At 44.2% G+C, this 13,955-nt stretch carries 13 protein-coding genes; 1 reads left to right on the top strand and 12 read right to left on the bottom strand.

Annotated features, from left to right (window positions below; translation table 11 throughout):
• The 11 genes from nuoL to ndhC all read right to left on the bottom strand — a co-directional run bounded on the left by nuoL (position 1) and on the right by ndhC (position 11,959).
• Entirely contained in the window at positions 1–1,896 is a 1,896-nt protein-coding gene (gene nuoL, locus FTV52_RS02005; RefSeq protein ID WP_179989662.1) for an NADH-quinone oxidoreductase subunit L, read from the bottom strand.
• Positions 1,893–2,201 (bottom strand): NADH-quinone oxidoreductase subunit NuoK, encoded by a 309-nt coding sequence (gene nuoK, locus FTV52_RS02000; RefSeq protein WP_004975463.1) that lies wholly within the window; start codon positions 2,199–2,201, stop codon positions 1,893–1,895. Before nuoK ends, nuoL begins: the two co-directional genes overlap by 4 nt.
• Positions 2,201–2,719, bottom strand: a complete 519-nt coding sequence (gene nuoJ / locus FTV52_RS01995) for an NADH-quinone oxidoreductase subunit J (protein WP_171501122.1) — start codon at positions 2,717–2,719, stop codon at positions 2,201–2,203. The genes nuoK and nuoJ overlap by 1 nt, the downstream gene beginning before the upstream one ends.
• Entirely contained in the window at positions 2,719–3,261 is a 543-nt protein-coding gene (nuoI, locus tag FTV52_RS01990; RefSeq protein ID WP_104852362.1) for an NADH-quinone oxidoreductase subunit NuoI, read from the bottom strand. The genes nuoJ and nuoI overlap by 1 nt, the downstream gene beginning before the upstream one ends.
• A gap of 18 nt (positions 3,262–3,279) precedes the next feature.
• Positions 3,280–4,299 carry an NADH-quinone oxidoreductase subunit NuoH gene (gene nuoH, locus FTV52_RS01985; protein ID WP_004975457.1) on the bottom strand — a complete coding sequence of 340 codons (1,020 nt, stop codon included), beginning with the start codon at positions 4,297–4,299 and terminating at the stop codon, positions 3,280–3,282.
• A 3-nt stretch (positions 4,300–4,302) separates the two neighbouring features.
• The gene (nuoG, locus tag FTV52_RS01980; protein ID WP_179989660.1) at positions 4,303–6,987 is read right to left on the bottom strand and encodes an NADH-quinone oxidoreductase subunit NuoG; all 2,685 of its coding nucleotides are present in this window, start codon (positions 6,985–6,987) and stop codon (positions 4,303–4,305) included.
• Between the two features lie 11 nt (positions 6,988–6,998).
• On the bottom strand, positions 6,999–8,336 hold the full coding sequence (gene nuoF, locus FTV52_RS01975; RefSeq protein ID WP_179989658.1) for an NADH-quinone oxidoreductase subunit NuoF: 1,338 nt from the start codon (positions 8,334–8,336) through the stop codon (positions 6,999–7,001).
• Complete coding sequence (gene nuoE / locus FTV52_RS01970) at positions 8,333–8,842, bottom strand: NADH-quinone oxidoreductase subunit NuoE (RefSeq protein WP_004975451.1); 510 nt, start codon at positions 8,840–8,842, stop codon at positions 8,333–8,335. The genes nuoF and nuoE overlap by 4 nt, the downstream gene beginning before the upstream one ends.
• A 14-nt stretch (positions 8,843–8,856) precedes the next feature.
• On the bottom strand, positions 8,857–10,644 hold the full coding sequence (gene nuoC, locus FTV52_RS01965) for an NADH-quinone oxidoreductase subunit C/D (RefSeq protein WP_004975450.1): 1,788 nt from the start codon (positions 10,642–10,644) through the stop codon (positions 8,857–8,859).
• An 85-nt stretch (positions 10,645–10,729) separates the two neighbouring features.
• Entirely contained in the window at positions 10,730–11,407 is a 678-nt protein-coding gene (locus FTV52_RS01960; protein ID WP_004975447.1) for an NADH-quinone oxidoreductase subunit B family protein, read from the bottom strand.
• Positions 11,408–11,413: 6 nt separating this feature from the next.
• Positions 11,414–11,959 (bottom strand): NADH-quinone oxidoreductase subunit A, encoded by a 546-nt coding sequence (ndhC, locus tag FTV52_RS01955; protein WP_004975445.1) that lies wholly within the window; start codon positions 11,957–11,959, stop codon positions 11,414–11,416.
• A gap of 440 nt (positions 11,960–12,399) precedes the next feature.
• On the opposite strand from ndhC, the gene FTV52_RS01950 reads away from it, so the two are divergent.
• Positions 12,400–12,756: a hypothetical protein gene (locus FTV52_RS01950; RefSeq protein ID WP_096901797.1), complete on the top strand. Its 357-nt coding sequence runs from the start codon at positions 12,400–12,402 to the stop codon at positions 12,754–12,756.
• 124 nt (positions 12,757–12,880) lie between these two features.
• Here FTV52_RS01950 and FTV52_RS01945 read toward each other — a convergent pair whose 3' ends face one another.
• Complete coding sequence (locus tag FTV52_RS01945) at positions 12,881–13,816, bottom strand: polyprenyl synthetase family protein (RefSeq protein WP_179989656.1); 936 nt, start codon at positions 13,814–13,816, stop codon at positions 12,881–12,883.
• Positions 13,817–13,955 lie beyond the last annotated feature (139 nt).

Below are 13,955 nucleotides of genomic sequence, written 5' to 3'. Positions count from 1 at the left end.
TTATTTCCCCACGACCTGAATCACGATCAAGATCATTAGTAAGACCACCACACCAAGTGCCATACTCGATGCGTACTCACGTAATGAACCAGTTTGACGTGAACTTGTAAAGCTATGACCACCTTTCACCAGTGCAGGCAGTACTAACCACATACCATCCACTGGATCACGACCTAATAGTTTGGCAATCAGCAAGTATGGTTTTACAAATACGATGTCATACAACGCATCGAAACCAAGTGCATTACGGCAAATATTGGCAAGACCCGCACCCAATGAAGTTTGCGCGAAACCTTTTACAGCGTTGTAAGCAAAGGCAAATAACACCACGCCTACAGCTAAACCAGCCAAAGCCACGCCAATTGCAACATACTCTGCACCATGTGCACCTGCTTCTAATGCTTCAGGAATCACAAATGCTGGGATTTTTGCAGCATCAAGAATGCTCATCACTGGCGCTTTTAATACAATCGCTAAACCAGTTGAAAGTGCTGCAAGCACTGCCAATGGGAACCAGTAAGTTGCGCCTTTGATCTCGTGATACGGTGTGTTTTCTTTACCAAAGAATACAACCCAAATTAAGCGGAATGTATAAATTGACGTTAAGAATGCACCTGCTACACCCACCCAATATAAGGTGTTATATAGCGGAATACCTGCGATATGACTTTGCGTCCAAACTGCTGCCAAAATAGCGTCTTTTGAGAAGAAACCAATGGTCAAGAATGGAATCGCTGCCAATGCACCGCCACCAATCGCGAAACATGCAAACAGGAATTTGTTCTTGTAGAACAAGCCACCCATTTTGAAAATGTTTTGTTCGTGATGGTAAGCCAAAATCACCGCACCAGAAGACAAGAATAATAATGCCTTGAAGAATGCGTGAGTTAACATGTGGAATAGACCCGCTTGGTATGCTTCTGCACCAACTGCCATAAACATATAACCCAGCTGACTCATAGTTGAGTAAGCCAAAATACGTTTGATGTCGGTTTGAACCAATGCTGCAAAACCAGCAACTAGCAAGGTCACAGCACCTGTAATTGAAATGAATAACATCACTTCAGGTGCAAGTTCAAATACGCTGAACATACGGCAGCATAAGTAAACACCCGCAGTTACCATGGTTGCAGCGTGGATTAATGCAGATACAGGTGTAGGACCTGCCATCGCGTCAGCTAACCAAGTTTGCAATGGAATTTGTGCAGATTTACCCGCAGCACCTAAGAACAACATTAACGCTGTCCAAATGGTGATGGATGAGCTTTGAGTCATTACATTGGCTGCATTTTCTACGATGTATTGCGTATTCAAGGTGCCGAATTGTTGATACAGCAAGAACAATGCAATCAGTAAGAAAACGTCACCCACACGTGTTACGGTAAATGCTTTGATTGCCGCAAAACCATTTGCAGGGTTTTGGTAGTAATAACCAATCAGCAAGTAAGAGCACAGACCTACACCTTCCCAACCTAAGAACAATAACGCTAAGTTATCGCCTAAAACCAACAGCAACATGCTCGCAACGAACAGGTTGAAGTAAGAGAAGAAACGTGCAAAGTCTTCTTCACCACGCATGTACCATGAGGCAAAGATGTGAATTAAGAAACCCACACCCGTAATCATGCCAAGCATGAGTAAAGATAAACCATCTAGGTGCAAACTAATTGCTGGCGCAAAACCACCTACATTGAACCAAGTCCATAAGTGTTGAGTTGTTGCAACCGAAGCATTGTTCACAAAGTCCATGCCTGCAATTAAAGCGAATAATGCAGACAGCCCCACTGAGCCAACGCCAATAATCGCAGCAACTTTTTCAGGTAAGTTGTTACGCCCTGCCGCTAAAAGGATAAAACCAATGAGCGGAAACAATACTGTTAGATATAAATAACTCATCCGCGCATCTCACTAGCAGCATCCACATCCAAATGATGGAAGCGATGATAGAACTGAAGGACGATCGCAAGACCGATACACGCCTCTGCCGCAGCAAGTGTCAAGATCAAGATAAACATGATCTGACCATCTGGTTGTACCCATGCACTACCAGCCAAAACAAACGCCAGTGCCGCAGCGTTCATCATGATTTCAAGGCCCATTAAAATAAATAGTAGGTTGCGTCGCACCATCACACCGTAAAAACCGAGTGCAAAAAGAATGGTCGCGACAATCAAACCATGTTCTAAAGGGATGTTGCCCATTATTCTTTTTCCTCTTCTGCACTTGGTTCACGTTTACCGATGTGGAAGCCTGCAACTAAAGCTGCAAGTAATAACATTGCGGCAACTTCAACCAATAATAAGTACTGAGTAAAGAGTGCTTGACCAACCGCTTTTGGACCAACCATTTCAGTGCCCATTAAAGCGCTTGGTGTGGTGTAGTTTGAGCTTAATGACCACACTAAAACCAAACCAATTAGGAAGCTCATCAAAGCTGGATATGCCCAAGCAGATGAAGTCAACCATTTACGCTCTTGTTCAACGGTTTGCTGACCAAGGTTTAGCATCATTACTACGAATACGAACAAGACCATGATCGCACCCGCATAAACAATGATTTCCAATGCGCCAGCAAATGGAGCACCCACGATCATGAACATGCCTGCAACTGCAAGCAATGACACGATCAAGCTTAATAAAGCATGTACTGGGTTCGCGTTAGTGACTACACGAACCGTAGAGACAATGGCCACGAGTGCCATCAAATAAAACGGCCACATCATGGTAATAGACTCCGTACATCAACAGGTGCGCTTTCACGTTGCGCTTGACCTTTGTCTTTACCTGTAACAGCCATACCCGTTACACGGTAGAAGTTGTAGTCAGGATATTTACCAGGACCTGAAATGAGTAAGTTTTCTTTCTCATAGACCAAGTCTTGACGCACATATTCACCTAACTCGAAGTCAGGCGTTAATTGAATTGCAGTCGTTGGACATGCTTCTTCACACATACCGCAGAAAATACAGCGTGAGAAGTTGATACGGAAAAACTCCGGATACCAACGACCATCTTCCTGTTCTGCTTTTTGTAGTGAAATACAACCCACTGGGCATGCAACTGCACAGAGGTTACATGCAACACAACGCTCTTCGCCATCTGGATCGCGTGTTAACACAATACGACCACGGAAGCGTGGAGGTACAATTTCTTCGGCTGGTACTTCCGGATACAAAATGGTGTCACGTTTACGTGTCACGTGTGAGAAAACCATCCACAGTGAACGTACAATTGACCCAAACCCAGCTAGAAACTTAAACATATTGTTCTCCCTGCTGTCTTAGGCCGAATGATTCATAAGAATCACAGCACCAGTTACCAAAAGGTTAACAAGCGCCAATGGCAAGCAAATTTTCCAACCAAAGTTCATCACTTGGTCATAACGTGGACGCATTAAAGAACCACGTGCCAAGACAAACATCATTACAAAGAATGCTGTTTTGATAATGAACCAGAAAGCTGCTGGAATGAATGGAATTTCAAGGTTAAACGGCGCAAGCCATCCACCGAAGAATAAAGTCACGATAAGCGCAGAGATCAGTACCACGTTGACATATTCTGCAACGAAGAACATACCCCATTTCATACCGCCATATTCTACGTGATAACCTTCTGCCAATTCTTGTTCTGCTTCTGGTTGGTCAAATGGGTGACGGTGTGTTACCGCAACACCAGCAACCACGAAAATCAAGAAACCTAAGAATTGTGGAATCACAAACCAAACATCACGTTGCGCTTCAACAATTTCACGCATGTTGAATGAGCCTGCAATTGCAACCACACCCATAAGTGAAATACCCAAGAACACTTCATACGAAATGGTTTGAGCTGCTGAACGTAGACCACCAAGCAATGCGTATTTGTTGTTTGATGACCAACCACCAAATAACACCGCATAGACTGCAATACCAGCCATTGCCATAAAGAACAACAGGCCAATGCTCATGTCTGCAACACCTAAATAAGGTGATACAGGAATAACCATGAACGACAGTACCGCAGTTGCCATTGCAACTGCTGGTGCCATACGGAAGGTTAGTTTGTCGGCAAATTTAGGTGTCCAGTCTTCTTTGAACATGATTTTAAGCATGTCGGCTACAATCTGGAACATACCACCTGGACCTACACGGTTCGGACCATAACGGTCTTGCCATAAGCCCAGTAAACGACGCTCAATAAAAGACATGAGCGCAGCAATCAATACTACAACCAGTAAGATGACAATCGCTTGAATGACTGAATAGGCAATTGGCCAGTTCTCAGCCCACAGCGGCGTCTGACGGATTAATTCTTGTTGCATGAATTACACTCCTACCGCGACTGAAACAGGCTCTGCAAGAGATACCGTTGGTGCAAGACCAATTGGGTAGCCAATATAACCTGTAGGTAAATATTCAATCACTTGTACTGGCAGTACGATAGACGTTTCACCTGCTTGTACGGTAATTGTTTGACCATCTTGTACATTCAAACGCTGCGCATCTTGCGTGCCTACAGCAAATACAGCTTCAGGAATACGCGTTTCCATTGCAGGCGTTTTCACCGTAAATTCACCCGATGCAAAAATGTGATGCATTGGAATTAAACGGAAGCTTTCAGGATTAGCTAGCACAGGTGCTGGTGCCACATAGCTACGTGCAGGACGTTTTGCTAAGCGATCGAATAAACGAATGCCTGAATCACCACCTTTTAAGTGACCGCCCACATTGTCTTGGAATTTGTTCCAAGCTTGTGGTGAGTTCCAACCTGCAGACCATGCAAATGGTACAAGTGCCGATGGTGTTTGGTTACCAACATAACCTTCCATAGAGAAAGTTAATGCAGAATCGACATCGGTCGGTTGTTTTGGCTCGTGAATAGATAACGGCGCACGCATTGCAGTACGACCTGAGTAACGACGTGGTTCACGCGCAACTTTCAAGCCATGTACACGGAAACCTGCATCTGGTGCAACATCCTGAATTGCTTCAAGTGCTGGAATATTTTTCGCAACAGATTCAATCACGTCATCTAAAACAGTCCAAGAAATTGCTTTACCTTTTAAGCCTGTTTCAAGTGCGTGTAACCAGCGCCAAGATTCTTTGATTGCTAGTTCAGGTTTGTAGTAGCTTGGGTCATACACTTGGAAGAAGCGTTGAGCACGACCTTCTTGGCTCACTACAGTACCATCACCCTCAGCAAAGCTTGCTGCAGAAAGTACGATGTTGGCTTTTTGCACTGTTGCTGTTTCAGCATGATCAAGCACGATTACATCTTGTGCTTTTGCCAAAGCGGCATCAACTTGTGCCGCAGGTAAACGACGGTATAAGTCATTTTCAACCACAATCACAGCATCATAATCTTGTGCAAATGCTTGCTCTAGGCTTTGACCACCTAAAATTGCCAAGCCCATTGAGTTCACTTCTGGCACAGTTAGGGTTAAACCTGCGTTCTCACCCAAGTTTTGTGCCACTTGTGCAGCCGCTTCCATAATGGCAGCTTCTTGTAAGCTTGTACCTGAAATCACCAATGGCTTTTTCGCAGCTTTTAACGTGTCGGCAATAGTTTGTGCAAATGCTTTGGCATCGTCATCTAAACCAGTGATTACATCGCCTGCTACTGCAGCTGCAATCGCAAAACCTAAACGTGCGATGTCGTTTGGAGATGCAACCACTTCACCGGTTGCTACATCGGCTAAACGCGTTTGCGTTGCAGCCAAAATGTAAATTGGTGATTTTGCATCTTGTGCGATACGTTGCACAGGTTCAGCCAGCCAGTCTGGGGTACGACGCTCTGCAGCCATTTCTTTGGCTTTGTTTTTCGCCGCTTGACGGACAGATAAGGCCATACGTGGTGCAGTTTGGGTTAAATCTTCACCCAAAATTAACACAGCATCGTAATCTTCAATTTCACGCATACCTGGGTTATAAATTCCTTCGGTTTGCATGATTGAAGCTGCAAGTTCAACCAAGTTTTGCTCTTTTTGCGATAAGCCTGTTGAGTAGTTGTCTTGACCCACCAACTCACGCAAAGCAAAGTTTGATTCAAGCGATGCACGCGGTGAACCAATACCCAAAACTTTTTTGCCTTGAACTTTGGCAATAATTGTATCAAGTGCAGTATCTACAGAAACGGTTTCTACGCTTGCACCGTTACGGAACTGTGGCTGACGTGGACGATCTTCACGGTTCACATAACCTGTACCGAAACGACCTTTGTCGCACAGGAAGTATTGGTTAACTTCACCGTTAAAGCGGTTTTCTACACGACGTAATTCGCCATAACGCTCACCCGGAGAGATGTTACAGCCAGAAGAACAGCCTTGGCATACGCTTGGCGCATATTGCATATCCCACTTACGGTTATAACGTGCAGAGTGCGTTTTGTCGGTAAATACACCTGTTGGACATACTTCAGTCAAGTTGCCAGAGAATTCAGATTCTAAAGTACCCGACTCAGGACGACCAAAGTACACACGTGATGCGTTGGCATAAACGCCAAAGTCTGTACCGCCTGCATAGTCTTTGTAGTAACGCACACAACGATAACATGCGATACAACGGTTCATTTCATGTGCAATGAACGAACCTAGCTCTTGGTTATAGTGAGTACGTTTGGTGAAGCGGTAACGACGACGGTCATGCTGCGTCATTACAGTCATATCTTGTAAATGACAGTGACCACCTTCTTCACAGACAGGGCAGTCGTGTGGGTGGTTCGTCATCAAGAACTCTACAATTGAAGCACGGAACTCCGTTGCTTCCTTGTCTTCAATCGAGATATAGGTATTGTCAGCAGCAGGTGTCATACATGACATCACCAAGCGACCACGAGTATCTTCAGGGTTCGCATATTGGGTCACGGCACATTGACGGCAAGAACCGACAGAACCTAAGGATGGATGCCAACAAAAGTACGGAATGTCGATCCCAAGGCTCAAACATGCTTGCAGCAAGTTTTCCGAGCCATTGACTTCGTACGATTTTCCATCGACATGAATTGTAGCCATAGTCGAATTCCTTAAGCTTGTTCTACGTTGCTAGCTTGAGCAGCAGGACGGCTATTTGCCACTTTTGCTTCAAACTCGCTACGGAAATATTTGAGTGCGCCCATTAATGGCTCCATCGCACCTGGTGCGTGAGCACAGAAGGTCTTACCAATCCACAATTTTTTGGTGAGTTCTTGAAGATGTTGAATGTCTTCTTCTTTCCCTTCGCCATTTTCAATTGCTTTGAGTGCTTTTACAGCCCACGGTAAACCATCACGACATGGGGTACAGAAACCACATGATTCGCGCGCAAAGAATTCTTCTAAGTTACGGGTTGCAGAAACCATACATTGGGTTTCATCGACCACCATAAGCAAACACGTGCCTAAACGTGAACCTGCCTTCATGATGCTTTCTGCATCCATAGGCAAGTCAATGTGTTCTGCTGCCAAGAAGTCGGTAGATGCACCACCCGGTAACCATGCTTTTAGCTTCAAGCCATCACGCATGCCACCCGCATAGTCTTCAATTACTTCACGTGCAGTCGTACCAAATGGAAGCTCCCATAGACCTGGGAATTTCACCTTACCAGAAGCACCGTAAATTTTTGTGCCAGGGTCTTTCGATTTACCTGCAGATAAACCGATATACCACTCTGCACCACGCAACATGATTGCAGGTAAGTTGTTATAGGTTTCTACGTTGTTGACAATCGTTGGACGACCCCATGCCCCTGCAACTTGCGGGAATGGTGGTTTAGTACGTGGGTTAGCACGGCGACCTTCAAGCGAGTTAATCAATGCGGTTTCTTCACCACAGATATAACGACCTGCGCCTGTATGCACGTATAGCTCAAAGCCCCAGTTGGTACCTAAAATGTTTTCGCCCAAATAACCTTTGGCACGAATTTGCTCAATCGCTTCATTTAAGTACTGTGCAGCTTCGATGTATTCGCCACGAATAAAGATATAGCCGTGGGTAGCTTCAAGCGTGTACGCAGCAATCAGCATACCTTCAATCAGTTGGTGTGGAAGTTTTTCCATCAACAAACGGTCTTTGAAAGTACCCGGTTCCATCTCATCGGCATTACAAATCAGGTAACGTGGACCTGAATTGTCGTTTGGCGCCATCAGTGACCATTTGATCCCTGCTGGGAAGCCTGCACCACCACGACCTTTTACTGTCGCAGCTTTAATGACTTCAAGCACATCTTTAGGCGGCATAGAAATCGCTTTCTTAAAGCCTGCATAACCTTCTAGTGCTTCGTAATCATCTGCATTACGCACGTGCTCTTGCTTGCTTAAACGCCAAGTTAATGGATGCGTTTCTGGGTTACCGTCACCATAAATTGGTCTTGGTTCGGTATTCATACATACTTCTCCAATAACTGTTGCACCGATGTCACCTCAACTAAACCGTGAGTATCTTCATCAATCATCAAGGTTGGACCCTTATCGCAATTTCCTAAACAGCAAATTGGCAATAACGTGAAACGACCATCTGCAGTCGTTTGACCAAACTGAATGCCTAATTCACGCTGGAATGCTTCTGCCAGTGTTTCTGCACCCATCAAAAAGCATGCAATCGAGTCACACAATAAAATCACGTGACGACCTACAGGCTGGCGATAAATACGGTTATAGAATGTTGCGACACCTTCTAAATCAGCAACGCTGATGGTTAGAAGCTGTGCAATCGCATTGAGCTGCGCATCATCTACCCAGCCATTACGGCGCTGTACACACTTCAAGGCATCTAAAGATGCTGCACGTGGGTACGGATAATGACCAATGTGATGTTCAATTTCATGGATTTCTTCCGCAGTCAAAATCCCTTCAACATTCACACGTGGCTTTTTATCAGTCAAAATCATCATAATGCGTTTACCCCTTAGCGATCCACGTCTGCCATTACGACGTCAATGGTCGCTAAATAAATGATTAAGTCAGATACCAGACTGCCGTTAATCACAGAAGGCATTTGCTGTAAATGCGTGAAAGTTGGTGTACGAATACGGGTACGGTAACTCATCGTTGACTTATCTGAAGTCAAGTAGTAATTCGATGCACCTTTCACCACTTCTGCCATTACAGATGCTTCACCAGCAGGCATTACAGGACCCCAAGACACGCTTAAGAAGTGCGTAATCAGGGTTTCAATATCTTGTAATGTCTTGTCTTTTGGTGGTGGAACAGCCAATGGATGGTCTGCTTTATATGGACCAGATGGCATGTTATCTAGACATTGTTTGATGATTTTCAATGACTCTTCGATTTCACGGAAGTGAACCAGTACACGAGCGTAAGCATCGCCTTCGTACTCTACAGGTACTTCGAAGTCATAGTTTTCATAACCACTGTATGGACGGTATTTACGCACGTCAAAGTCGATACCTGTTGCACGTAAACCAGTACCTGTCACACCCCAAGCCAAGGCAGATTTCGCATCATACTGCGCTACACCTTGCGTACGACCCATGAATACCGAGTTGCGTAATGCCGCAGTGTAGTATTCGTTCATACGTTTTGGCATCCACTCTAAGATTTCACGAATCAGGTGTTGCCAGTTGTTTGGTAAGTCGTGTGCGGTACCACCGATACGGAACCATGCTGGATGCATACGGTAACCCGTAATAGCTTCAATCGCATCGTAGATTTTTTGACGGTCTGCGAACATATAGAATACAGGGGTCATACCGCCCGCATCCTGAATTGCAGTACCAATGAACAATAAGTGGTTATTGATACGGAACAATTCCGACATCATGACACGGATACATTGTGCGCGGTCTGGCACAGTAATGCCTGCCAGTTGTTCCACACCCATGACATACGGCATGTTTTGCGCACAACCACCCAAGTAGTCCACACGGTCTGTATAAGGAATGAATGAATGCCAAGTTTGACGCTCAGCCATCTTTTCCACACCACGGTGGTGATAGCCGATATCTGGCACACAGTCTTTCACTTCTTCACCATCCAACTGCAAAATTACACGGAACGCACCGTGCGCAGATGGGTGGTTAGGACCCAAGTTCAGGAACATGAAGTCTTCGTCTTTATTACCGCGCTTTAAGCCCCAATCTTCAGGCACAAAGCGAAGGTGTTCTTGCTCGAAGTCTTGTTTGGCTTGGTTCTGCATATACGGTGTATATTCCGTTGCGCGTGCAGAATACTCTTTGCGTAACGGGTGACCTTCCCAGTATGTTGGCAACAAGATACGACGAAGCATTGGATGCCCTTCGAAGTTGATACCAAACATATCGTAAGCTTCACGCTCGTACCAGTTGGCATTTGGCCAAATGTTGGTTGCTGTTGGAATGTTGAGATCGCTCTCATTCAACGCAACTTTAATACGAATGTCCGTGTTACGCTCAAGCGATAACAAGTGATAGAACACAGTAAAGTCAGACGCAGGTAGACCATCGCGGTGAGTACGCAAACGCTCATCTACCGCAGACAAGTCGAACAACATCACGTATGGACGTGACACTGTACGCAAGAACATTAAAACTTCTTGTACACGTGCGCGCTCAACCCAGACTGTTGGAAAATCTTCAAAAGTCGTTTGCACGTAGAAGTTCTCACCAAATTTGGTTTTGAGCTCTTCTACAATTGCAAATGCTGGGCGTGAATCAACTGCTGTTGATTCTGGCATAGCAATGTCAGTTTCAGCCATTGGCTTGGCTTCCTATTTAATACAAATTCAGTCAACCTAAACGACAACTACACCCGTCGGGTGCATCAATATTTGTACGTTTAAATTATTTAATTTCATCCATAGAGCGTAAGTTTTTCACCGCAATACGCTGTGCATTCTTACGGTCACGTTCTGGCATCATCTTCGGCTTATATACTGGCTTAAGATCATCACCAATCACCGCAGACAACGGACGACGCTCTAATTGAATTTGGTCTTGTAATAACATTAATGCTTGGATTAATGCTTCAGGACGTGGTGGGCAACCCGGAATGTACACATCCACAGGAATGATTTTATCCACACCTTGCACAACTGAATAAATGTCGTACATACCACCTGAGTTTGCACATGCGCCCATTGAGATTACCCACTTAGGCTCAAGCATTTGCTCGTACAAACGTTGAATTACAGGTGCCATTTTCACAAAACACGTACCTGCAACAATCATCAAGTCTGCCTGACGCGGTGAAGCACGAATAACTTCTGCACCAAAACGTGACAAGTCATGCACACCTGTTAAGGTCGTCGCATACTCTACGTAGCAGCACGATGTACCAAAGTTAAACGGCCAAACTGAGTTCTTACGTCCCCAGTTTACTGCTGTATGTGCCAAGTCCTCTAAACGAGTCATGAACACATTTTTATTCACTTCTTCTTCAAGCGGATCGGTTACGATCTGACGCTCTTGAAGTGGATATTGATCAGCATCGGGATTCGCACGGGTTAAGGTATATTTCATCCCGAGTTACTCCTTGTCAGATGAGGTAGTCGCAGATTTTTTTACACGACCAGAGGATTGAGCTGGAATTTGACCGGTAGGGTCCGTTACCAATTCTTCAATTGAGTTAAAGCGTGTGATTTCTGCAAGATCCATATTTGGCGAACCAATTTTAGGTTTAATCCCTGCTGCTTTACGCTTATCAGATGGAGCCCAGTTCAGCGCACCAGTTGATAATTCATAAATTAAGCCAACGAGTAAAACTAAAATAAATACAGCAGCCGTTGCAAAGCCCACCCAACCTACTTCACGAACAGAAGCTGCCCATGCGTATAGATAAAGTGCTTCTAAGTCGAAAACAACGAAGAAAATTGCAACCAAATAGAACTTTGCAGATAAGCGGATACGTGCTCCACCAGCACCTACAACACCCGACTCAAACTGCTCTTGCTTCGCACGCCCCCATGATTTACCCCCAAGGAGTAAAGGAACGGTCAGCATAAAGACGCATAAAAATGTAACGCCGATCACGAAGGCAATAATTGCCCATTCGTATGGAGTAATGGCACTCATGCGGGGATAACTCCTGGCAGGCCTATTTATTAACAAAGAATGTATGTATTGGCCTTCAAATACACCAAACACAAAATTAATCACGCCAATTGTACCTGATTTATGATTTCACTTGCTAGTTCATAAGTCTTAGTCTTTCGGATGATTTTTTATTCAAATACTTGATATTTTAGAATTCCACTACTCCGTAGGGCTCTTAATCGCTTTAACAAATAGATAAGTCAGTTGTGATTATTTTTTCCAAAACACCAATTGAGCGGTTCGTTGCAAAGTTTTTAAATTTATAGAGAGATCATCGCAACTTCAGGTTTCAGCTTAGTTTAAGCCGCACAAAATTTTGTGTAGTTTTTGCAACTTAGACCCTGAGTTTCTTTAATTTTTCACCCAGAGTGTGCTATTCCTAGTAAGCATTAAAAATTTGAATAATAAGGAGTAAACACATGAGCTTAGACTATACCCACAAACCAAATTACTTCATGTTTGCGCAATTATTTATTCGTCATTTGCAAAATTATTTTGAAAAACATCCTGACGCACAAAATGCAATTTTTGACCTGCGTGATATTTACGAGTTATTTCGCCAAGACAAAGCATCTGCCACCATTAATTTAGACGGCATTATGAATATTGCAGATGAATACCGCCTTGAAACCTTACAAGGCGATCAAAAATTAATTAGCCGTTATGCGATTGATCCACAAAATAATTCTTTGTTGGTAGATTTTAACCGCGAGGCTTTAGACAGCTTAAAACAAGGCAAAGCAATTTTACCACCTGATGCAACGCTACAAGAATAAAGCCGTATAGAATCTGCATTAAAGTGTGTCGCTTAAAACAGCTAACACTTTCATAAAGCACAAAAAAGCGAGCATCTGCTCGCTTTTGAGTATTGAGAGCCACAAGCCCTCCATCTAGAATAATTTAGCTTTTACGTGACAATAAAAACTCGGAAATTTGCTGTAACTCTAAGACGGTATCAGTTTTAAAATATGCCAACGCAGCAAAGGCTTGATCGTGCAATTCTTGTGCATAAGCTTGTGCTTTTTCCAAGCCCATGAGTGCAGGATAGGTCGATTTTTCAACTTGTTCATCTTTCCCTGCAGTTTTACCTAGTACTTCAGTATCCGAAATAATATCTAAAATATCGTCTTGTACCTGAAAGGCTAAACCAATCGCCTGCGCATATTCACGCAATTGCGGAATCGCTTTATCTCGTCCATCAAACACGGTCACAGCGGCCATCATCACCGCTGCAGAAATTAACGCCCCTGTTTTATTACGGTGGATATTTTCCAAAGTCGCCTGATCTACCTGTTTACCTTCAGACTGCAAGTCTAAAACCTGACCACAGACCATTTTTGAAGAAGCGGTGGCTAAAATTTGCATCTGTTTGAGCACAATGCCTTGATCTACTGCAACAGCCTGATCAAACAAACGACTACCTAAAATTTCAAATGCCATCGACTGTAAAATGTCGCCTGCCAACAATGCTGTATCTTCACCATACGCTGCATGGCACGTCGGTTGCCCACGACGCAACAAGTCATTGTCCATACACGGCAAGTCATCATGTGCCAATGAATAGCAATGAATCAGCTCAATCGCAACTGCAGCACGGCGTACCGCAGCAGAGTTTTGATTCGGTCTTAATGCTGCGGTGGCATAACACAAGGCAGGGCGAACACGTTTTCCACCCAACATGACGGCATGATGCACGGCAGACTTTAACGGTTCTGGCAATGCAAAAGCCTCTAAAGCGGTAAGCAAGTCTTGCTGAATACGTTGTTGGGCTGCGGTTAATGCATGCGCCTGTAAATCGTGAAGTGATGACACATTCGCCTCGAGTTGTTGGTTCATGTCTAATAAGCAGTAAGCTGCCTGTGTTGCAGCATTGTACCTGTAATTCAAAGTTTTTTAAGCCTTAACTGAACTGATATAACATTTCAGCCATAAATAAGCCCCTATCGAAATAGAGGCTGCATTTAGTTAATTAGGG

The organism is Acinetobacter sp. YH1901141, from assembly GCF_013416935.1.
Taxonomy (GTDB): domain Bacteria; phylum Pseudomonadota; class Gammaproteobacteria; order Pseudomonadales; family Moraxellaceae; genus Acinetobacter; species Acinetobacter towneri.
This window is presented reverse-complemented; position numbering and strand designations above follow the sequence as displayed.

Excerpts from the sequence above, each read along its gene's own strand:
- nuoL (WP_179989662.1), bottom strand. The coding sequence starts at position 1,896 with ATGAGTTATTTATATCTAACAGTATTGTTTCCGCTCATTGGTTTTATC.
- nuoK (WP_004975463.1), bottom strand. The coding sequence starts at position 2,201 with ATGGGCAACATCCCTTTAGAACATGGTTTGATTGTCGCGACCATTCTT.
- nuoJ (WP_171501122.1), bottom strand. The coding sequence starts at position 2,719 with ATGTGGCCGTTTTATTTGATGGCACTCGTGGCCATTGTCTCTACGGTT.
- nuoI (WP_104852362.1), bottom strand. The coding sequence starts at position 3,261 with ATGTTTAAGTTTCTAGCTGGGTTTGGGTCAATTGTACGTTCACTGTGG.
- nuoH (WP_004975457.1), bottom strand. The coding sequence starts at position 4,299 with ATGCAACAAGAATTAATCCGTCAGACGCCGCTGTGGGCTGAGAACTGG.
- nuoG (WP_179989660.1), bottom strand. The coding sequence starts at position 6,987 with ATGGCTACAATTCATGTCGATGGAAAATCGTACGAAGTCAATGGCTCG.
- nuoF (WP_179989658.1), bottom strand. The coding sequence starts at position 8,336 with ATGAATACCGAACCAAGACCAATTTATGGTGACGGTAACCCAGAAACG.
- nuoE (WP_004975451.1), bottom strand. The coding sequence starts at position 8,842 with ATGATGATTTTGACTGATAAAAAGCCACGTGTGAATGTTGAAGGGATT.
- nuoC (WP_004975450.1), bottom strand. The coding sequence starts at position 10,644 with ATGGCTGAAACTGACATTGCTATGCCAGAATCAACAGCAGTTGATTCA.
- FTV52_RS01960 (WP_004975447.1), bottom strand. The coding sequence starts at position 11,407 with ATGAAATATACCTTAACCCGTGCGAATCCCGATGCTGATCAATATCCA.
- ndhC (WP_004975445.1), bottom strand. The coding sequence starts at position 11,959 with ATGAGTGCCATTACTCCATACGAATGGGCAATTATTGCCTTCGTGATC.
- FTV52_RS01950 (WP_096901797.1), top strand. The coding sequence starts at position 12,400 with ATGAGCTTAGACTATACCCACAAACCAAATTACTTCATGTTTGCGCAA.
- FTV52_RS01945 (WP_179989656.1), bottom strand. The coding sequence starts at position 13,816 with ATGAACCAACAACTCGAGGCGAATGTGTCATCACTTCACGATTTACAG.